This window comes from Croceicoccus sp. YJ47, assembly GCF_016745095.1.
In the GTDB taxonomy this organism is placed as follows: Bacteria; Pseudomonadota; Alphaproteobacteria; order Sphingomonadales; family Sphingomonadaceae; genus Croceicoccus.
The window spans coordinates 2143432-2163857 of record NZ_CP067087.1 but is presented as its reverse complement, the minus strand read 5'-3'; the positions used below and the strand labels follow the sequence as shown (position 1 = coordinate 2163857).

Here is a 20426-nt window from a genome sequence, read left to right as displayed (position 1 = left end):
GACATGATGAAATCCCTTCTCATCGCCAATCGCGGCGAAATCGCATGCCGGATCATCCGCACCGCCCGCGCCATGGGCATCCGCACGGTCGTGGTCCATTCCGATGCCGATGCACGCTCGCCCCACGTGCGCATGGCGGACGAGGCCGTGCATATCGGCCCCTCGCCCGCCAATGAAAGCTACCTTGTCGGCGAACGTATCATCGCCGCGGCGAAGGATACGGGCGCCGAGGCGATCCATCCCGGCTATGGCTTCCTGTCCGAAAACGCGGGCTTTGCGCAAGCGGTGATCGATGCAGGGCTGATCTGGGTCGGGCCGAAACCGTCGAGCATCGACGCCATGGGCCTGAAGGACGCGGCCAAGACGCTGATGCGGGAGGCCGGTGTGCCGGTGACGCCCGGTTACGACGGCGCGGATCAGTCGCCCGAACGGTTGAGGGGGGAAGCGGACAAGATCGGCTATCCCGTGTTGATCAAGGCGGTCGCGGGCGGCGGTGGCAAGGGCATGCGCAAGGTCGACGACGCGGCCGATTTCGACGCCGCGCTGCAATCCTGCCGCCGGGAGGCCAGCGCGAGCTTTTCCAATGACGCGGTCCTGCTCGAAAAATGGATGACCGCGCCGCGCCATATCGAGGTGCAGGTGTTCGGCGATTCGCACGGCAATGTCGTCCATCTGTTCGAGCGTGACTGCTCGCTTCAACGCCGCCATCAAAAGGTGATCGAGGAAGCGCCCGCCCCCGGCATGGACGAAAGCACCCGCGCCGAAATCTGCGCCGCCGCCGTCCGCGCGGCGAAGGCCGTCGCTTACGAGGGCGCCGGCACGATCGAATTCATCGCCGATACCAGCGACGGCCTGCGCGCCGATCGCATCTTCTTCATGGAGATGAACACCAGGCTTCAGGTCGAGCACCCGGTGACCGAGGAAATCACCGGCGTCGATCTCGTCGAATGGCAATTGCGCGTCGCGGCGGGCGAACCGATCCCCATGGCGCAGGACGATCTGTCCATCGACGGCCACGCGGTCGAGGCGCGCCTCTATGCCGAGGATCCCGCGACCGGCTTCCTGCCCAGCACGGGGCGGCTGGAGCATCTGTGGTTCGGCGAGGCGGACCGGATCGAAACCGGGGTCGAGGAAGGGGGCGAGGTGTCGCCGTTCTACGACCCGATGGTGGCCAAGGTCATCTGTCACGGCGACACGCGGGAGGAGGCGATCGACGCGCTCGCCCTCGCCCTGTCGCAGACGGAGGTGTTCCCGGTGCGCACCAATGCCGGGTTCCTGGTGCGTGCGCTGAACGATGCGGATTTCCGGGCCGCCGATCTCGACACCGGCTTTATCGCGGACCGGGGCGATGCGCTGATCCCCGCGGGCGAGCCGGACGATGCCGACTGGCTCGTGGCGGCGCGCATCGCGGCGGAGGATGACGATGGCGAACCGATGCTGTCGGGTTTCCGGCTCAACCGGGCACCCCGTCGCGCGGTGACGCTGGCGTTCAAGGGCGACGTGCGCACCATCGACCTCGCCCATGCGGATGACGAAACCGTGTGGGTGGGCGAGGACGACGACGATTTGGACTTTGTCGACGACGTCGCGGCCGAAGCGGTGGTGTCGGGCTATCGCGATGCGGGGCGCGTCGTGCTCTTCAATGCGGGAACCGCCTATGCCTTCGATACTGCCATTCGCGGGACCGGCGCGGCGGCGGCGGGCGACGGGGCGATCCTCGCGCCGATGCCGGGCAAGGTGCTCTCCGTCGACGTGGCCGAGGGCGATAGCGTGACCGCGGGGCAGCGGCTCATGGTGCTCGAAGCGATGAAGATGGAGCATGCCCTCGCCGCGCCGTTCGACGGGACGGTCGCGGAATTGTCGGCGAGCGAAGGCGATCAGGTGCAGGTGGAGGCCGTGCTGGCCCGGATTGAAAAGGGGGACGATTGATGGCAGGCCGCTTTTTCGACGAATGGGCCATCGGCGACCGCATCGCCCACGACATTCGCCGCACGGTGACGGAGACGGACAATCTGCTCTTCACCACCATGACCCATAATCCGCAGCCGCTCCACCTCGATGCCGAGGCCGCGAAGGAGAGCGAGTTCGGCCGGATCCTCGTCAATGGCACGTTTACATTCGCGCTGATGGTGGGGCTTTCGGTCGGGGACACGACGCTGGGCACGCTGGTGGCGAATCTCGGCTATGATGCGTTGGTGCATCCCAAACCGGTGTTCATCGGCGACACGGTGCGGGCGGAGACGGAGGTCCATGGCGTGCGCGAATCGAAATCGCGGCCCGATGCAGGGATCGTCACCTTTCGCCACGAGCTGATCAATCAGCGGGACGAGATCGTGTGCCGCTGCCTGCGCTCGGCGCTGCTGCGCAAGAAAGCGTGAGCGCGCGGAGCGAACGCCGCCCCTATCCCCGCCCGCGATAGGATGCGACGCCCTGTTCCGGCGCCCACAGCCCGGCGGGCACCGGCCCGCTTTGCCAGAACACGTCGATGGGAATGCCGCCGCGCGGATACCAGTACCCGCCGATGCGCAGCCATGCAGGTTTCATCTCGTCGAAGAGCCGTTGTCCGATGCCGACGGTGACATCCTCGTGAAAACCGCAATGGTTGCGGAACGATGCCAGGAAAAGCTTGAGCGATTTCGATTCCACGATGGTCTCGCCCGGCGCGTAATCGATGACGAGATGCGCGAAATCGGGCTGTGACGTGACGGGGCACAGCGAGGTGAATTCCGGCGCGGCAAAGCGCACCATGTAAAGCGCGCCCGTCCGCGGATTGGGCACGTAGTCGAGCACGGCCTCCTCCGGCGAGGCAGGAAGCGCGCTGCTCTTCCCAAGGTGCAGCGGGGCGTTTTGCGGATGATCGTTCGATGTGTCGGCCATGTCCCGCCCTTTGCACCGGGCCGCGCCGATGCTCAAGCCCTCCCGCACGCGGAATGGCCCATGCGCCGCCATGCCGATGGACAGCAGGGGGTCGCGCCTTGTAGCCTGTGCCGCAGGGCCGCATCCGGCGGCATCCAGAGGAGCAGAACGCATGGACATGCTGATCACGACCGAATGGCTGGCCGAACGGCTGGGCGAGGACGATCTTCGCGTGCTCGACGCGAGCTACCACATGGGCGGCACCGGGCGCGACCCGGCGACGGAGTTCGAGGCGCTCCACATTCCGGGCGCCGGGTTCATGGACCTTGCCGGGCTGTCCGACCGCGATGCCGAATTCGACAACACGATACCCCCGGCACAACATTTCGAACGCGGGATGCGCGCGCTGGGCATATCGGCGGACACGCGCGTCGTGCTTTACGACAATTCGCCGCTCCATTCCGCGATGCGCGGCTGGTTTCTGATGCGGTTGTTCGGCCATGCCCGTGTCGCCGTGCTCGACGGGGGGCTGCACCGCTGGAACATGCAGGGGCGCGGCATCGAGCGCGGCGCGGCGAAAGCCTGCCCGTCCGGCGATTTCATGGCCCGGCTCGACGAAACGATGCTCCGCGACAAGCAGAGCATGCTCGACAATCTCGATAGCCATGCCGCGCAAATCGTCGATGCCCGCAGCGCCGCCCGGTTCACCGGAAAAGACCCCGAACCGCGCGAGGGCGTCGCATCCGGCCATATCCCCCGTGCGAAGAACGTGCCCATCGGCATGCTGTTCGAAGGGGACGGGCGGATGAAGGACATGACCGAGATACAGGGCGTGTTCCAGGCCGCCGGGCTCGATCTCGAAAAGCCGTTCGTGACGAGCTGCGGTTCGGGCGTGACGGCGGCGGTGCTGTCCTTTGCGCTGGAATTGCTCGGCACGAAGGACGTATCGCTTTACGACGGAAGCTGGGCGGAATGGGGGAGCAGTCCCGACACGCCCAAGGCGAAGGGGCTGGCCTGATCTTGGCAAAGGACAATGCGCACAAGACCGCGACCCGGCTCGTGGAGGCCGGCCGGCAATCCGCCTATACAAGCGTGCCGGGGCTGGCCGGGGGGGTCGTCAATCCACCCGTCTGGCGCGCGAGCACGCATCTTTACGAGGATACCGCCGCGCTCGCCGCCGGGCCGAAGACGAACGAGGATGGCCGGTTCTTCTACGGCCGGCGTGGCGGGCCGACGCAATGGGCTTTGGCGGAGGCGCTGACCGCGCTGGAGCCGGGGGCGGCGGGCACCATGCTCTACCCCTCCGGCGTGGCGGCGATCGCGGGTGCGCTGCTTGCCGTGCTGCGGCCGGGCGACAGGCTGCTGATTACCGACAATGCCTATGACCCGAGCCGGAACCTGGGCCTCGGGCTTTTGAAGACGTTTGGCGTGACGACGCAATTCTTCGACCCGCTCGACCATGCGAATTTTGCCGAGGCTTGCGGCGAAGGGGTCGCGGCGGTCCTGCTCGAAAATCCGGGCAGCCTGACGATGGAGGTGTGCGACGTGCCCGCGCTCGCGCGGATCGCGCATGACCATGATGCGGTCGTGCTGATCGACAACACATGGGCCGGGCCGACGGGGTTCGCCGCCCTGCCGCACGGCTGCGACGGGTCGATCCTTGCGCTCACGAAACATGTCGGCGGGCATTCCGATCTGATGATGGGGTCGGTGACGGCGAACGAACGCCTCTACCCCCGCATCCGCCGCACGGCGCAGGCACTGGGCCATGTGGTGTCGCCCGACGATGCGGCGCTGGCGCTGCGCGGGCTACGCACGCTGGACCTCAGGCTGCGGCAGCAGGCGGCCTCGGCCCTGCGCATCGCGCAATGGCTGGCCGCGCGGGACGAGGTCGCGGCCGTGCTGTGCCCGATGATGGAGGGCGCGCCGGGGCACGATCTGTGGTCGCGCGACTTTACCGGGGGCTGCGGGCTGTTCAGCTTCATCCTCAAAGGTCGGGACGCCGCCGCGCGTGCCCGCTTCATCGACGCGCTGTCCCTGTTCGGCATCGGCTATAGCTGGGGCGGGTATGAAAGCCTCGCTCTCCCGGTGGATCCGCGCGCGAACCGCTCCGTCCGTCCGTGGCCGCCTGCCGGGATGGGCGAAGACGATACACTGGCGGTCCGGCTGTCGATCGGGCTGGAGGATACAGGCGACCTCATCGCCGACCTTGCGGATGGTTTTGCCGCGATGGAGAACGCCTGATGTCCGGCAATCCGCTCGCGGTTCCCACCCCCATTCCCACGCCGACGGACATGCCCGCCGATCCCGATGCAGCCAGTGAAACCGTCATGGAAACGGCCACCGCCGTCAGCCGGGCCGCCGACACGGCGAGCCAGGCCGTCGGCGGCGAGCCGCTCATCATGCCGTCCCCCACCCCCACGGCCGAAGCGCCCGACGCCGTCAGCGGCGCCGACGAAATCCGCGAGGCGGTCGCGAGCCAGAACCTCACCATCGGCGAGATGATCGGTCAGCTCGATGCGATCGGCTTCACGGTGGGCGATACGCGCTTCTCGCTGTGGACCGTGATGCTGGTGGCGATCGTGATCGTCGGCGTGTTCGTGCTGGCCCGGCTCGGCAGCCGTCTGGGGTCGAGCGCGGTGGGCAAGCTCAACCGGTTGAGCCCGACGCAGACGCTGCTCGCCGAAAAGCTCATCACGCTGGGCGTGTGGGCGATGGCGATCCTGATCGGGGTCGATATTCTCGGCATCGACCTCACCGCGCTGGCCGTGTTTTCGGGTGCGTTCGGTCTTGCCATCGGTTTCGGGCTTCAGAAAACCTTCGGCAATCTGATCGCGGGGATGATCCTGCTCATGGACCGTTCGATCAAGCCGGGCGACGTCATCGCCGTCGCCGACCAGACCGGCAATGAAAGCTTTGGCCAGATTCGCAAGATCGGCATTCGCGCCGTGTCGGTGACCACCCGCGACGAACGCGAATATCTGATCCCGAACGAAAACCTGATGATCAACCAGGTCGAAAACTGGTCCTATTCCAGCCGGAACGTACGGTTTCAGATTCCCGTCGGCATCTCCTACAGCTGCGACATCGCACTGGCCGAGGAATTGATGCTGGAGGCCGCGAAAAGTTCGAAACGCGTGTTGCAGATGCCCGCGCCGTCGGTTTGGCTGTCGGGATATGGCGACAGCTCGGTCGATTTCGTCATCCATTGCTGGATCCGCGATCCGGAGGAAGGCGTCGGCAATGTGAAATCCGAGGTGCTGAAAAAGCTGTGGTATCTGTTTCAGGATGCCGGCGTGGAAATTCCGTTTCCACAGCGCGACATCAACCTGCGCAACAACGAACAGTTCGAACAGATCATCGCCGCCCTGTCGCAACGCATGGAACAACGCGCACAGGACCCGAAGGACACAGGCGAACCCTCCGCATAAAGCGCAGCTAGCCCCCCGCCAAACAGTTCTGGCTGGCGTTCCTCGCCTGCTGCGCCCATTTTGCCGAGCATGAGCGAAAACGTAAACCCTGGACGCGTATACCTGGTCGGGGCCGGGCCGGGCGATCCCGAATTGCTGACCCTGCGGGCCGCGCGCCTGTTGATGGCGGCGCGGATCGTCGTGCATGACGGGCTGGTCGATCCCTCCATCCTCGCAATGGCGCACCGCGATGCGCGGCTGATCTCGGTTGCGAAGCGCCGCGCCTACCATTCCGTGCCGCAGGACGAGATCTGCGCCCTGCTCGTGCGCGAGGCGCTTGCCGGCCATGATGTGGTGCGGTTGAAGGGCGGCGATCCCTTCGTCTTCGGACGCGGCGGCGAGGAGGCGGAGGCCTGCCGCGCCGCGGGCGTGCCGGTCGAAATCGTGCCGGGGATCAGCGCCGCGAACGCAGCCGGCGCCGCCGCCGCGATCCCCCTCACCCACCGCGACCATGCCAGCATCGTCAGCTTCGTCGCCGGGCAGTGCAAGGGATTGAGCGAGCAGGACTGGACCGGGCTGGCGGGCGTGGGCCGCACGCTCGTCATCTACATGGGCGTGAAGACCGCGCCACAGATCGCGGAAAAGCTGATGGCGGACGGATTGTCGCCCGCCATGCCGGTGGCGGTCATCGAAAACGCGGCGCGTCCCGACATGCGCGTCCTGCGCGGATCGCTCGCGGGACTGCCCGCGATGGTCGAGGATGAAAAGGTCCGCAGCCCCGCGCTGATCGTGATCGGAGAGGTAACGCGGGGCCGGGCGGATGCGCCGCTGGCCGCGCTGGCAACGGGAATGGCATCATGAAGATCTTGACGGGCAACGATTTGAAAACCGGCGACGTCGTGTGGTGGGACGGTGCGGACTGGGTCCGCGACGTGAACGCATCCGCCGATGTCGGCGACCGCGCCGACGAAATCGCCGCGCGCGAGGAAGCGGAACGCCGCGTCAACGTGCCCTATGCCATCGATGCGGAGCGGACCGATGACGGTATCCGCCCCGCCCATATCAAGGATCGCGTTCGCGCGCTCGGCCCTACGGTCCGCATGGACCTGACCCGGCGCCCCGATGACGCCAATGCCGCAGACTGGGTGGTTTGAAATGTACCAATACGACACTTACGATCAGCAGATGGTCGACACGCGCGTCGCGGAATTCCGCGATCAGACGCGCCGCCGCCTGTCCGGCGAACTGAGCGAGGATCAGTTCAAGCCGCTCCGGCTCATGAACGGGCTCTACCTGCAATTGCACGCCTACATGCTGCGCGTGGCGGTGCCCTATGGCACGCTGAATGGCGAGCAGATGCGCATGCTGGCGACGATCGCGGACAAGTATGACCGCGGCTACGGCCATTTCACCACGCGCCAGAATATTCAGTATAACTGGATCAAGCTGGAGGATGCGCCCGACATTCTCGCCGATCTGGCGACGGTGGAAATGCACGCCATCCAGACCAGCGGCAATTGCATCCGCAACATCAGTTCGGACCATTTCGCCGGCGCCGCCTCGGACGAGGTGACCGACCCGCGCCCCTATGCCGAACTGCTCCGCCAATGGTCGAGCTTCCACCCGGAATTCAGCTATCTCCCGCGCAAGTTCAAGATCGCCGTCATCGCGTCGGACACCGACCGTGCGGCGATGCGCCTGCACGATATCGGCATTCAGATCGTGACGAACGACGCGGGCGAGCTGGGCTGTGCGTTCTACGTCGGCGGGGGCATGGGCCGCACGCCGATGGTCGCCCCGCGCATCCGCGATTTCGTGCCGCTCGACGAGATGGTCACCTATTGCGAGGCGGCGCTGCGCGTCTACAACCGCCACGGCCGCCGCGACAATAAGTACAAGGCACGTATCAAGATCCTCGTCCATGAAATGGGCAAGGATGAATATGCGCGCCAGGTCGAGGAAGAATTCGCGCATTTGAAAGGCGAAGGCATCGAACCGCCCCTCGCCGAGCTGGACCGAATCCGCGAATATTTCGCCGACCCTGCGTTCAAAAGCGACCTGCCCGACGACATCGACCGCAGCGATCCCGATTTCGCGCTGTGGGCTGACCGCAACACGGTTGCGCACAAGGCACCCGGCTATGTCGCCGCGGTCATCAGCCTCAAACCCGTCGGCGGCATTCCGGGCGATGCCAGCACCGCGCAGATGCAGGTGATGGCCGACCTCGCCACGCGCTACAGCTTTGACGAATGCCGCGTGACGCATACGCAGAACATCGTCCTGCCGCATGTGGAGAAGGGGCAGCTTTACGAGCTGTTCAAGGAGCTGGACGCCGCTGGCCTTGCGACGCCCAACCTCGATCAGATCGGCGACATCATCGCGTGTCCCGGCCTCGATTATTGCAGCCTTGCCAATGCGCGGTCGATCCCGCTCGCGCAGAAGATCGCCACGCGTTTTGCCGAAAACGGCAAGGGCGATACGCTGGGCGAGCTGAAGCTCAAGATTTCGGGCTGCATCAATGCCTGCGGGCATCACCATGCCGGGCACATCGGCATCCTGGGCGTCGATCGCAAAGGGACGGAGAATTACCAGCTCCTGCTCGGCGGGAGCGAGGCGGCGGATACCTCGCTCGCCAAGATTACCGGCCCCGGTTTCGACGAGGACGGCATCGTCGACGCGATCGAGACCACCACCGATGTCTATCTGGCACAGCGCGAGGACGGCGAACGTTTCCTCGACACCTACCGCCGCATCGGCATGACCCCGTTCAAGGAAGCGCTTTATGGTTGAGCAGACGCAGATGGAGAGCGAAGGGCGCGGGCCGGACGCCGGCAATGTGCTGCGCCTTCGCGAGGATGAAGGCACCGCCGAACCCGCCGTCACGGTCGAGGCGTTCGCCGGGCAGACCAATGCCACCGCCGTCCGCATCGAGCCGGGCGAGGATGCGCGCGAGTTGATCCCGCATATCGGCCGCATCGCGCGGGTCGAGGTGAACTTTCCCGCGTTCGGCGACGGGCGCGGCTATTCCGCGGCGCGGATCCTGCGCGAGGCGGGCTATGACGGGGAAATGCGCGCGGTCGGCGACGTGCTGGTCGATCAGATCGCCTATATGCGACGGTGCGGTTTTGACGCGTTCGAACCCGATGCGCCGCTCAATCCCGGCGATGCTGCGGCGGCGCTCGACCGCTGGAACGATGTGTATCAGAAGACGGTCGATGGCCGCACGCCGATCTGGGCGCTGCGCCATGGGCGGAAAGACGGGGCCGTTGATGGCTGATGCTGCCCGCCGCCCGGACCGGATCGACACCGCCCCGCGCTTTACAGAGGCGGACGCCGCCGCGCTGAACGCGCAATATTCGGGCGCCTCGGCGCAGGACATCCTGCGCGCCGTGTTGAAGGACGGCGTGGCGGGGCACGTTGCCATGGTGTCGAGCTTTGGCGCGGAGAGCGCGGCGCTCCTGCATCTCGTGGCGCAGGTGGATGCCGATGCGCCGGTGCTGTTCCTGGAAACGGGGAAGCATTTTCCCGAGACGCTCGCCTATCGCGATACGCTGGTCGATGCGCTCGGGCTGACCGGGCTGGTCAATCTCTACCCCGACAAGGCTGCGCTCGCGGCGAAGGATGATACCGGACTGCGCTGGTCCTATGATCCCGATGGCTGCTGCGAGATCCGCAAGGTGTTGCCGCTGGCCGACGCGCTGGCAGGGTACGACGCGTCGATCACGGGCCGCAAGGCGTTTCAGTCGGAAACGCGCGCCGACCTTCCCGTGTTCGAGGTGGACACCTCCGACACGGCCGGACGTTTGAAGGTGAACCCGATCATCGGCTGGTCCAAGGACGATATCGAGGCCTATATGACCGAGCACGACCTGCCGCGTCACCCGCTGGTCGAGCAGGGCTATCCCTCCATCGGCTGCTCCCCCTGCACCAGCAAGGTCGCGCCGGGCGAGGATCCGCGTTCGGGCCGGTGGCGCGGTTGGGACAAGACCGAATGCGGGATCCATGCGGTGCCGGGCGCCGACGGCGACGAATTGCCGCCGGGCTTCGAGCCGGCATTCTAGACCGCCCGAACTAGACCGGCCGAACGCGCGCGGTCACAGCCAGCCTTGCGCCCGGTACCAGCGCGCGGTTTCCGCCAGCCCCTCGCCCGTGTCGATCTCCGCCTGCCACAAGGCACGCGGCGGCCTGCACTCCGCCCGCGCGGTCCAGTCGGGATGCAACATGTAGCCCACCCTGTCCGGCGTCAGCTTTGCGCCTGCTCCGCGCATCATCCGGTCGCCCCGTGCGGCGAGGCGCAGCAACGCCGCCGGAACGTGGACGGGTCGCACCCGCCGCCCCATCGCGGTGCCGATCGCCCGCGCCATCTCCGCATGGCTCCACCCGTTTTCGCGTCCGTCGTCGGGCTCCAGCACGGCCCCGTGCTGCGTCGCGTCCCTCGCGAGGATCAGCAGCAGGCGCGACAGATCGCCCACGTGGATCATTGAGGTGCGCCCCGGTGGCGGCAGGGGAACGATGCCCGTCTTCGCCGCCTTGAACAATTCGAACATTTCCGTGTCGCGCGGCCCGTAAACGGCGGGCGGGCGCACAATGACCCAGCCAGGCCCACCCGCGGTGACGAGGCTCTCGGCTGCATGCTTCGATTGGCCGTAGTGCGAAAGCGACGGCTCACGCGCGGCGAGGGAGGAGACGTGGACGAAATGCGCGACGCCCCCGTCCCGCGCGGCATCGAGGACATTGCGCGTCCCCTCGACATTGCCGGCGTGAAAGCCCGCCGCATCGGGCGCATTGACCACGCCCGCGACATGGATCACCGCATCGGCCCCGGCGCATAATTCGCGCAAGCCCGCCCGGTCCGCAAGATCGCCGCGCACCCAGTCCACCCCGCTCCGCGGCGCCTGTTCCCGCCGGGTCAGCGCCGCGGCGGCATGCCCCTCCCCCGACGCGAGATCGAGCAGCGTGGAGCCGACAAAGCCCGTCGCCCCGGTGATGGCGATCCGCATAGCCCGCCTATCGGGCGGCGTGGATCACAGCAGGACCATCTGGTCGCGATGCACGACCGCCGATTTCGGCTCATATCCGAGCAGGCTGGCCTGATCGCTCGAATGGCTGCCGAGGATGAGGCGGCATTCCTCCGCGTCATATTCGGTCAGGCCCTTGGCAATGTCGCGGTCGCGATCGTCGCGGATCATGACCGGGTCGCCCTTGTCGAACTCGCCGGACACCGCGGTGATTCCCTTGGCAAGAAGGCTGCCGCCCGCCTGCAACGCGATGGCCGCGCCCGCGTCGACGATAAGCTCGCCCTTCATCTGCATGCGCCCGCCGATATAGGCCTTGCGCGCGCCGTCGCTGCGCCGGGGCAGGAACAGCGTGCCGATCCCTTCCTCCAATGCGCGGCGGACGGGGTGATCGTGGAACCCGTTCGCGATGACCAGCGCGATGCCGGCCCGCTCCGCGATTTCGGCGGCTTTCAGCTTGGTCGTCATGCCGCCGGTGCCGAGGCCCGATGCGCTGCCGCCGTCGGCCATGGCGTGCAATTCGTCGGTGACGCCGCGCACGACGGGCACGCGCTTCGCCTTGGGATCCTTGGGATTGCGGTCGAACAGGCCGTCCACGTCGGACAAAAGCACCACCGCATCTGCATCGGCGGCCTGCGCCACGCGCGCGGCGAGCCGGTCATTGTCGCCGAAACGCAGCTTTGCCGTCGCGACCGAATCGTTCTCGTTCACCACGGGCACGACGCCGGCCTCCAGCAGGCGGGCAATCGCCGCGGCGGCATTCAGATAGCGGCGGCGATCCTCAAGATCCTCCAGCGTGACGAGCAATTGGGCCGCGATCAGATCATGCTAGCCCAGCACTTCGGACCAGATACCGCCGAGCTCGATCTGCCCCACGGCGGCGGAGGCCTGCGCATCGGGGAGGCTGCCGCGCCCACCCTTGTCAAAGCCCAGCCGCGCGGCGCCGAGCGCGGTCGCGCCCGAGCTTACGACGATCACTTCCTGTCCGCGCGCACGGGCGTGGGCGATTTCGTCGGCCAGCCCTGCGAGCCATTCGCGCCGCGGCTGTCCCTCCGCATCGACGAGCAGGGCGGACCCCACCTTGAAAACGATGCGCGGGCATGAAGAGGACCGGGCCAGATCGCCCAGCGTGGTGATGGTATCGCGAGTCACGTTCATAATGGGTGCCTAGAGCATGGGTGTGTTAACTTAAAGTCAATCGAGCGGCGACCAGTCATGGTCCGTCGCGCCCGATGGGGTGGATGTATTGGCTTCGTCCTCGATCGCGGCGCCGCCGGTCTCGGTCTGCGTCTCGATGGGAAGATGGGTCAGCACGGCGTCGAGCAATTCGGGAATGCCCTCGCCCGTGGCGCCGGATATGGCAAAGACCGCCTGCGCGCCCGCCGCCATCAGCTCCTCGGCGAATCCGGCGACCAGCTCGCCATCGGCCAGGTCGATCTTGTTGAGCACGACGAGGCGCGGTTTGTCCGACAGCCCTTCGCCATATTCCTCAAGCTCGTCCTGCACGATGCGCAGCGCGTCGCCGGGTTCCTGCCCCTCGCCAAAGCCGTTGATGTCGATGAGATGGATGAGCACGCGGCACCGCTCGATATGGCCGAGGAAGCGGTCGCCGATCCCCGCACCCTGCGCCGCGCCGGCGATCAGGCCGGGAATGTCGGCGACGACGAATTCGCGCCCCTTGTGCCGCACCACGCCAAGCTGCGGACGCAGCGTGGTAAAGGCATAGGCGCCGACCTTCGCCTTGGTATTCGAAAGCTGGTTGATGAAGGTGGACTTGCCCGCATTGGGGAGCCCGACCAGCCCGACATCGGCCAGCAGTTTCAGCCGCAGCCAGACCCACATCTCCTCCCCGGGAAGGCCGGGCTGATGCTGCCTTGGCGCGCGATTGGTGCTGCTCTTGTAGCTTGCATTGCCGCGCTCGCCCATCCCGCCTTCGAGCAGGGTGAGACGCTCGCCGACCTTGGTGAAATCGGCGATGACCTCCTCGCGATCCTCCGACAGGATCTGCGTGCCGACCGGAACCTCGATCACGAGATCCTCGCCCGCCGCGCCGGTGCGGTCCTTGCCCATGCCGGGAATGCCACGCTGCGCCTTGAAATGCTGGGTATAGCGGAAATCGATGAGCGTGTTCAGCCCGGCGACCGCGACGAACACGATGTCGCCGCCGCGCCCGCCATTGCCGCCATCAGGCCCGCCATATTCGATATATTTTTCGCGCCGGAAACTTACCGCTCCGGGTCCGCCGGCGCCGGAGCGCAGGTAGATCTTGGCCTGATCGAGAAAATGCATGAAACGGCATGTAGCGACCCCTTCGCCAAAGGGCCAGCGCAGATGCAGCGATTATCGCATGTCTTCGGCGGTAGGCACCGCCGCGCCCCCGCGCAGCGCCGCGCTGAAATGCCGGCGGCACAGCGCGACATAGCGGTCGTTGCCGCCGATCTCGGTCTGCGCGCCGCTCTGTACCGCGCGCCCTTCGGCATCGACGCGCAGGTTCATCGAGGCCTTGCGCCCGCAATGGCACACCGCCTTCAACTCGATCAGCGCATCCGCAATTCCGAGAAGCGCCGCCGATCCGGGAAACAATTCCCCCTGAAAATCGGTGCGCAGGCCGTAGCAGAGCACGGGGATATTCGCCTCGTCCGCGACATCCGCCAATTGCCAGACCTGCACCTGCGTCAGGAATTGCGCCTCGTCGATCAGCACGCAGGCAAGCGTCGCGCGCGCATGGCGGTCGCGTATATCGGCGGCGAGGTCGGTATCGGCGCCGAACCGGTGGGCATCCGCCTCCAGCCCGATGCGGCTGGCAATCGGCATGCCGGCGGCGCGGTCGTCCACCGCCGCGGTCCACAGCATCGTCGCCATGCCCCGCTCGCGATAGTTGAAATCGGCCTGCAGCAGCGTGGTCGATTTGCCGGCATTCATGCTGGCGTAGTAGAAATAGAGCTTCGCCACGGCAGCGTCGGGCGGTCTATTCGTCGCCGAGATCGCGGCGAACGCGCGGATCGTTCAAGAGGCGGTCGATTCGCCCGGCCTCGTCGAATGTCTCGTCGCCGCGGAACTGCAATTTCGGCGCGAATTTCAGGCCGAGCCGTTTGGCGACTTCCTTCTGGAAGAAGGCCGTGTTGACCTGCAACGCCTTCACCACCGCATCTTCCTCGGCGCCGAGCAGCGGTTTCACATAGACTTTCGCCTGACGGAGATCGGGCGACATGCGCACCTCGGTCACGCTGACCGACGTGGACGACAGCGTGTCGTCATGCGCCTCCCCGCGGGCGAGCAGTTCGGACAATATGTGCCGCACCCGTTCGCCCACCTTGAGGACGCGGACCGATTGCTGTTCGCCGGATGCGGCGCCGGATGATGAGTTGCGTGCCAATTGTCTGCGTCTTTCCTGGCCTTGCCCCGCCATGGTGGCAGGTGCGGCCCCTTGCGTAATCCTATGCGTCCATCTTGGCGAGAACCCGCCGCATGGAGCGCAGGTTCCGCGCCGTGCCGCCCATGCCCAGCCGTCGTTCGATGAACGGCCCGGTCAGGCGGCTTTTCCCCACGCCCTCGCACCAGTCGATGTGAACCGCGCGCGTGCCGGGTGCGATCCGTTCGGGTCCGCGCCCGTCATAGGCGGCGACGAGATCGGCAAAGGCATCCGGCTCCGGCTGCCCGGCGAGGAACATGGTGTGCACCCTGGCTTCCTCGCCATCTGCGGCAAACGGGTTTTCGGCGATCGCGGCGGCAAGCTCGTCCCGCGAACGCACCGCCACCATCCCGTCGATGTCGAACCGGTCGAGCAGGATATAGCGGATCTTCTCCGCCAATCCGTCGGTCGGCCGATCGTCGTGGTCGAGCAGCACATTGCCGCTCGCCACGACGGTCTCGACATTCTCGAACTCCTCACGCTCCAGCTCTTGCCGCAGCTCGGCCATGGAAAGCCGGTTGCCGCCGACATTCACGCTGCCGAGAAATGCGACATAGCGCGCCATGCGCCGTTCCCCTTACAGCGTGCGTTCGCGTTCCTCGACCTCGAACACCTCGAGCATGTCGCCCGCCTTGATGTCGTTCGTGTCTTCCAGAACGACACCGCATTCCAGACCGGCGCGCACTTCGGCAACATCGTCCTTGAACCGGCGCAGCGACTGGATCGTGGTGGCCGAAACGATGACGTCGTCGCGGGTGAGACGCGCGAAAAGCCCCTTGCGAATGGTGCCTTCGGTGACGAGCAGACCCGCCGCCTTGTCGCGCTTTACGGCCGGGAACACCTGCTTGACCTCGGCGCGGCCGACGACATTCTCGATCCGCTCGGGACCAAGCTCGCCCGCCATCTCCTTCGCGATTTCCTCGGTCAGGTGATAGATCACGTCGTAATATTTCAGCTCGACCTTGTTCTTCTCGATCTGCTGACGCGCCTTGGCGTTCGGGCGGACGTTGAAGCCGATGATCGGCGCGCTGCTGGACGAGGCCAGCGTCACGTCGCTCTCGGTGATGGCGCCCACACCCTGGTGCAGGATGCGCACCTTGATGAGATCGTTGGACAGGCGGGTGAGCGCGGTTGCGATCGCCTCGACCGAACCCTGCACGTCCGCCTTGATGACGACCGGGAATTCCACGACATCGTTGTTGAGCGCGGAAAACATGTTGTCGAGCGTCGCAGGCGTTGCCGCCGTGCGCTTCTCTGCGGCCTTTTCGCGGCGATATTCCGAAACCTCGCGGGCGCGCTGCTCGTTTTCCACCACGGTCAGCGTATCGCCGGCACGCGGCACACCGCTGAGGCCGAGAACCTCGACCGGCATGGACGGGCCGGCTTCCTTCACCTGGCGCCCCTTGTCGTCGTGCAGCGCGCGGACCTTGCCGCTCTCGGTGCCGACGACGAAGGTATCGCCGCGCTTCAACGTGCCGCGGCTGACGAGCACGGTGGCCAGCGGCCCCTTGCCCTTGTCCAGCTTCGCCTCGACCACCGTGGCCTCCGCATCGCGGTCAGGCCGCGCCTTCAGCTCCAGCAATTCGGCCTGCAGCGAAATCGCGTCGAGCAGCTTGTCGAGATTGGTGCCTTCCTTGGCCGACACCTCGACATCCTGCACGTCGCCGCTCATGTCCTCGACGATGATCTCGTGCTCGAGCAGGCGCTCGCGGATCTTCTGCGGATTGGCCTCGGGCTTGTCCATCTTGTTGATGGCCACGATCATCGGCACGCCGGCCGCCTTCGTGTGATTGATCGCCTCGATCGTCTGCGGCATCAGCCCGTCATCGGCGGCCACCACGAGGATGACGATGTCGGTGACATTGGCACCGCGCATCCGCATCTCGGTGAACGCTTCGTGGCCCGGCGTGTCGAGGAAGGTCACGACATCGCCGCTCTTCGTCTTCACCTGATAGGCGCCGATATGCTGCGTGATGCCGCCCGCCTCGCCGCGGGTCACGTCGGTCCCGCGCAGCGCGTCGAGCAGGCTGGTCTTGCCGTGATCGACATGGCCCATGATGGTGACGACCGGCGCACGCGGCTTCAGCGTATCTTCGGGATCGACGTCCTCGGCGGTGTCGATATCGACGTCGCTTTCGGACACGCGGGTGATGTTGTGGCCGAATTCCTCGACCAGCAGCTCCGCCGTGTCCTGATCGATCGTCTGGTTGACGGTGACCATCATGCCCAGGTTGAAGAGCGCCTTGACGAGGTCCGCGCCCTTCTCGGCCATGCGAACGCCGAGCTCCTGTACCGTGATCGCCTCGGGCACGACGACGTCGCGCACCTGCTTCTCACGCGGCTGCGAGGGGCCGCGGCTCTGCGAGCGGCGTTCCTTTTCCCGCGCACGTTTCAGCGCGGCGAGGCTGCGGGCGCGGGCTCCCTCGTCCTCGTTCAGCGCCTTGTTCACGGTCAGCTTGCCGCCCTTGCGGCGGTCGCCGGCATTGGCACCGCGCGTTTCGCGGGCGGGCGCGGGCTTTTTCTCTTCCTTCGGCTTCTTGATCTCGGGCCGCTTCACGGGCGTGAACTTGCGCGGGGCCGGCGCCTTGGTGGCGGTGTCGGCCTTGTCCTCTTCGGGCGCGGCGTTCTCTTCGGGCGCAGCGTTCTCTTCGGGCGCAGGCTCGCTCGCCGTTTCGGCGGCGTCGGTCTTGCTCGCCGCATCCTTCGCAGGTGCTTCGTCCTTCGCCTCGGCCGGTTCCGGCGCGGCTTCGGGGGCGCTTGCGTCCTCGGCGGCTTTCTTCGCGGCCTCTTCCTCGGCCTTGCGGTTTTCCTCCGCGCGGCGCTTTTCTGCCTCGAACGCCTTCTGCTTTTCCTGATGCTCGCGGCGGTTCGCTTCCTCGAGCGAGGCGAGGCGTGCCTCTTCGGCTTCGCGCAGCAGGCGGGCCTGCGTTTCCTGGCGCGTCTCGCGGCTCACCGGCGGCTTCTTCGCGGCGGGAGCCGGACGGGGTGCCGGCGCGGGGGCCGGCGTCGGCGCCTTTGCCGCGGGGGCGGCGTCGGGCGTCGGCGCGGCCTTCGGAGCCTCGGCGGGCGTTTCGCCGGGCTTCAGGATCTTGCGCTTGCGCTTCACCTCGACCGCGACCTTGTTGGTGCGGCCGTGGCTGAAGGTCTGCTTGACCTCGCCCGATTCCACGGACCGCTTGAGGCCAAGCGGCTTGCGGGTGCGGGTGGTTTTTTCGTCTTCGCTCATCTGGTCAGTACGCCCTTGAATAATTCGTGTCGTCATCTTGCGCATGGTTTGAAGAGCGTGCGCACGCTCGTGTCTCGTATGTCCCGCCGCGTCGCGGGTGCGCGGCAGGCCGCTAGCTCGCCGCCTCCGCAGGTTCGGGTCCAGGTGGTGCGACCCCGTGATCGCGACCCAGGAAATGAAGCAGCCGTGCCAGCAGAGCGGACACCCGCCCCGCCGCGGCGCGATCGGTCAGCGCCAGATGAACGACATTCTCGCGGCCCAATGCCACAGAGAGGCCCGCCCGGTCCAGTGGCAAGCGTATGCCGCGCATGCCGGACCCTTCCTCGTCCTGTCCCACGCGCCATGCCTGGTCCAGCTTGCGCGATCCGTCCTCGCCCGCATCGCTTGCATGGGCGAGCCAGTGCACGCGGCCGCCGCGCGCCTTTTCCGCAATGCGGTCCGAACCCGCAATCAGATTGCCCGTCCGCCATTCGAGGCCGAGCCGGTCGGTAAAGCTGCGGGTCAGCGCCGCCTCCGCCCGTTCGGGCAGATCGTCGGGCACGGTCAGCGCCGCCCCCTTGAACCCGCGGGCCAGCGCCCCCCTTAGGTGGCCCTTCGCCATCGCCTCTTCAAGAGCGGGGCGCGACACGCCGATCCACGCGCCGCGACCCGGCGCCTGCGCGCGCGGATCGGGCATGACCGTCCCATCGGGCGCGATCGCCAGACGCAGCATGGTTTCGCGCAGGGCCACCCGCCCCGTCAGAATGCAACGGCGTTCAGGCGCGGCCTCAGCCGGAGAGGGCTTGCCGCCCTTCCCCGCCTGCAGGTCGAAGCTGTCGGAACCTAGCGGCTCATTGGGAGGATTCCGCATCGGCGGCCTCCTCTGGCGTGGCCGTCTCGGCGGCCTGTTCGGCAGGAGCCTGCGGTGCGGGCGTTTCGTCCTCGTCGTCGAACCAGTGCGCGCGCGCGGCCATGATGATCTCGTTGCCCTGCTCTTCGGAGAGGCCATAGGCGCCGAGCACGCCGCCCTTGTCCTCGCTGCGCTGCGAGGTGCGGCGCGGCGGGGGCGAGTTTTCGCGGCGGCGCGGTTCGGCACGGCGCTTCTGGATAAGCTCATCCGTGGCGAGATCGGCCAGATCGTCCAGCGTCAGGATCCCGGCACGGCCCAGCACGACGAGCATTTCCTCGGTCAGATGCGGCAACTCGGCCAGATCGTCCTCGACGCCCAGCTCCCGGCGCTGCGTCCGGTAGACCTCTTCGCGCCGTTCGAGAGCCTCGACCGCGCGGGACTGCAATTCCTCGGCCAGTTCCTCGTCGAAACCTTCGATCGCGGCAATCTCGTCGCGCTCGACATAGGCGACTTCCTCAAGCTCGGTGAAGCCTTCGGCCACCAGAAGCTGCGAAAGCGTCTCGTCGACGTCGAGCTCTTCCTCGAACACCTTGGAGCGTTCGGCGAATTCCTTCTGCCGCTTCTCGCCCGATTCCTGTTCGGTCATGATGTCGATCTGGCTGTCGGTGAGCTGGCTGGCCAGCCGCACGTTCTGTCCGCGGCGACCGATGGCCAGCGAAAGCTGATCGTCGGGGACGACCACCTCGATGCGGCCCTCTTCCTCGTCGATGACGACGCGGCTCACCGTGGCGGGCTGCAACGCATTGACGATGAAGGTCGCGGTGTCCTCGCTCCACGGGATGATGTCGATCTTCTCGCCCTGCAGTTCCTGCACGACGGCCTGCACGCGGCTGCCCTTCATGCCGACGCAGGCGCCGACGGGGTCGATGCTGCTGTCGTGGCTGATGACGCCGATCTTGGCGCGGCTGCCGGGGTCGCGGGCCGCCGCCTTGATCTCGATGATGCCGTCGTAGATTTCGGGCACTTCCTGCGCGAACAGCTTGCGCATGAAATCGGGGTGCGCGCGGGAGAGGAAGATCTGCGGCCCGCGATTGTTGCGCTCGACCTTGGAAATCAGCGCGCGGATACGCTCGCCGGTACGGGCCATTTCGCGCGGGATCTGCTGATCGCGGCGGATGATGCCCTCCGCCCGGCCGAGGTTCACGATGACATGGCCGAACTCGACCGACTTGATGACGCCGGTGATGATCTCGCCGGCGCGGTCCTTGAACTCGTCATACTGACGCTCGCGTTCGGCATCGCGGACCTTCTGAAAGATCACCTGCTTGGCCGATTGCGCGTCGATCCGGCCCAGGTCGACGGGCGGCAGCGGATCGACGATGAAATCGCCGACCTTCGCGCCATCCTCGAGCTTCTGCGCCTGCTCGACATTCACCTGCTTGAAATAGTCCTCGACCTCCTCGACGACCTCGACCACGCGCCACAGGCGAAGGTCGCCGGTCTGCGGGTCGAGCTTTGCGCGGATGTCGTTCTCGGCGCCGTAACGGTTGCGCGCGCTCTTCTGGATCGCCTCTTCCATCGCCTCGATCACGATGGACTTGTCGATCATCTTCTCGTTCGCGACCGAGGTGGCGATGGCGAGAAGCTCTGCGCGATTGGCGGAAATTGCACTGGCCAT

General features: G+C 66.5%; 19 protein-coding genes and 1 pseudogene. 10 read left to right on the top strand and 10 right to left on the bottom strand.

Features of this window, described 5'->3' with window-relative positions:
- Positions 1-3: 3 nt before the first annotated feature.
- Both JD971_RS10630 and JD971_RS10625 read left to right on the top strand, forming a co-directional pair.
- A complete protein-coding gene (locus JD971_RS10630; protein WP_202083255.1) occupies positions 4-1929 on the top strand; it encodes an acetyl/propionyl/methylcrotonyl-CoA carboxylase subunit alpha in 1926 nt (641 codons plus the stop codon).
- Positions 1929-2378 carry a MaoC family dehydratase gene (locus JD971_RS10625; RefSeq protein WP_202083253.1) on the top strand — a complete coding sequence of 150 codons (450 nt, stop codon included), beginning with the start codon at positions 1929-1931 and terminating at the stop codon, positions 2376-2378. The genes JD971_RS10630 and JD971_RS10625 overlap by 1 nt, the downstream gene beginning before the upstream one ends.
- A 22-nt stretch (positions 2379-2400) precedes the next feature.
- Here the strand turns inward: JD971_RS10625 and queF are convergent, their stop codons facing one another.
- Complete coding sequence (queF, locus tag JD971_RS10620; RefSeq protein ID WP_202083251.1) at positions 2401-2877, bottom strand: preQ(1) synthase; 477 nt, start codon at positions 2875-2877, stop codon at positions 2401-2403.
- A 151-nt stretch (positions 2878-3028) separates the two neighbouring features.
- Here queF and sseA point away from each other — a divergent pair, with 151 nt between their 5' ends.
- The 8 genes from sseA to JD971_RS10580 all read left to right on the top strand — a co-directional run bounded on the left by sseA (position 3029) and on the right by JD971_RS10580 (position 10327).
- Entirely contained in the window at positions 3029-3874 is an 846-nt protein-coding gene (gene sseA / locus JD971_RS10615; protein WP_202083249.1) for a 3-mercaptopyruvate sulfurtransferase, read from the top strand.
- The gene (gene metC, locus JD971_RS10610) at positions 3829-5100 is read left to right on the top strand and encodes a cystathionine beta-lyase (protein ID WP_202083247.1); all 1272 of its coding nucleotides are present in this window, start codon (positions 3829-3831) and stop codon (positions 5098-5100) included. Before sseA ends, metC begins: the two co-directional genes overlap by 46 nt.
- Positions 5100-6287, top strand: coding sequence for a mechanosensitive ion channel family protein (locus tag JD971_RS10605; protein WP_236672051.1), 1188 nt, complete (start codon positions 5100-5102; stop codon positions 6285-6287). Before metC ends, JD971_RS10605 begins: the two co-directional genes overlap by 1 nt.
- A gap of 69 nt (positions 6288-6356) precedes the next feature.
- Positions 6357-7127, top strand: coding sequence for a uroporphyrinogen-III C-methyltransferase (gene cobA, locus JD971_RS10600; RefSeq protein ID WP_202083245.1), 771 nt, complete (start codon positions 6357-6359; stop codon positions 7125-7127).
- On the top strand, positions 7124-7420 hold the full coding sequence (locus JD971_RS10595) for a DUF2849 domain-containing protein (protein ID WP_202083243.1): 297 nt from the start codon (positions 7124-7126) through the stop codon (positions 7418-7420). Before cobA ends, JD971_RS10595 begins: the two co-directional genes overlap by 4 nt.
- Before the next feature lies 1 nt (position 7421).
- Positions 7422-9056 (top strand): nitrite/sulfite reductase, encoded by a 1635-nt coding sequence (locus JD971_RS10590; protein ID WP_202083241.1) that lies wholly within the window; start codon positions 7422-7424, stop codon positions 9054-9056.
- Complete coding sequence (locus tag JD971_RS10585) at positions 9049-9543, top strand: DUF934 domain-containing protein (protein WP_371809594.1); 495 nt, start codon at positions 9049-9051, stop codon at positions 9541-9543. Before JD971_RS10590 ends, JD971_RS10585 begins: the two co-directional genes overlap by 8 nt.
- Entirely contained in the window at positions 9536-10327 is a 792-nt protein-coding gene (locus JD971_RS10580) for a phosphoadenylyl-sulfate reductase (protein WP_202083239.1), read from the top strand. The genes JD971_RS10585 and JD971_RS10580 overlap by 8 nt, the downstream gene beginning before the upstream one ends.
- 33 nt (positions 10328-10360) lie before the next feature.
- Here the strand turns inward: JD971_RS10580 and JD971_RS10575 are convergent, their stop codons facing one another.
- The 9 genes and pseudogenes from JD971_RS10575 to nusA form a co-directional block, all read right to left on the bottom strand.
- On the bottom strand, positions 10361-11266 hold the full coding sequence (locus JD971_RS10575) for an NAD(P)-dependent oxidoreductase (protein ID WP_202083237.1): 906 nt from the start codon (positions 11264-11266) through the stop codon (positions 10361-10363).
- 24 nt (positions 11267-11290) lie between these two features.
- Positions 11291-12439 (bottom strand): annotated as a pseudogene (gene proB, locus JD971_RS10570) (glutamate 5-kinase).
- Positions 12440-12475: 36 nt separating this feature from the next.
- Entirely contained in the window at positions 12476-13570 is a 1095-nt protein-coding gene (obgE, locus tag JD971_RS10565; protein WP_202083235.1) for a GTPase ObgE, read from the bottom strand.
- 51 nt (positions 13571-13621) lie between these two features.
- Positions 13622-14233, bottom strand: coding sequence for a thymidine kinase (locus JD971_RS10560; RefSeq protein WP_202083233.1), 612 nt, complete (start codon positions 14231-14233; stop codon positions 13622-13624).
- Between the two features lie 16 nt (positions 14234-14249).
- Positions 14250-14657, bottom strand: coding sequence for a 30S ribosome-binding factor RbfA (gene rbfA, locus JD971_RS10555; RefSeq protein WP_236672050.1), 408 nt, complete (start codon positions 14655-14657; stop codon positions 14250-14252).
- 61 nt (positions 14658-14718) lie between these two features.
- Positions 14719-15258 (bottom strand): DUF1697 domain-containing protein, encoded by a 540-nt coding sequence (locus JD971_RS10550; protein ID WP_202083229.1) that lies wholly within the window; start codon positions 15256-15258, stop codon positions 14719-14721.
- 12 nt (positions 15259-15270) lie between these two features.
- Positions 15271-17919: a translation initiation factor IF-2 gene (infB, locus tag JD971_RS10545; RefSeq protein WP_202083227.1), complete on the bottom strand. Its 2649-nt coding sequence runs from the start codon at positions 17917-17919 to the stop codon at positions 15271-15273.
- A gap of 112 nt (positions 17920-18031) precedes the next feature.
- Entirely contained in the window at positions 18032-18769 is a 738-nt protein-coding gene (locus JD971_RS10540) for a DUF448 domain-containing protein (RefSeq protein WP_202083225.1), read from the bottom strand.
- Positions 18750-20426: a transcription termination factor NusA gene (gene nusA / locus JD971_RS10535; protein ID WP_202083223.1), complete on the bottom strand. Its 1677-nt coding sequence runs from the start codon at positions 20424-20426 to the stop codon at positions 18750-18752. The genes JD971_RS10540 and nusA overlap by 20 nt, the downstream gene beginning before the upstream one ends.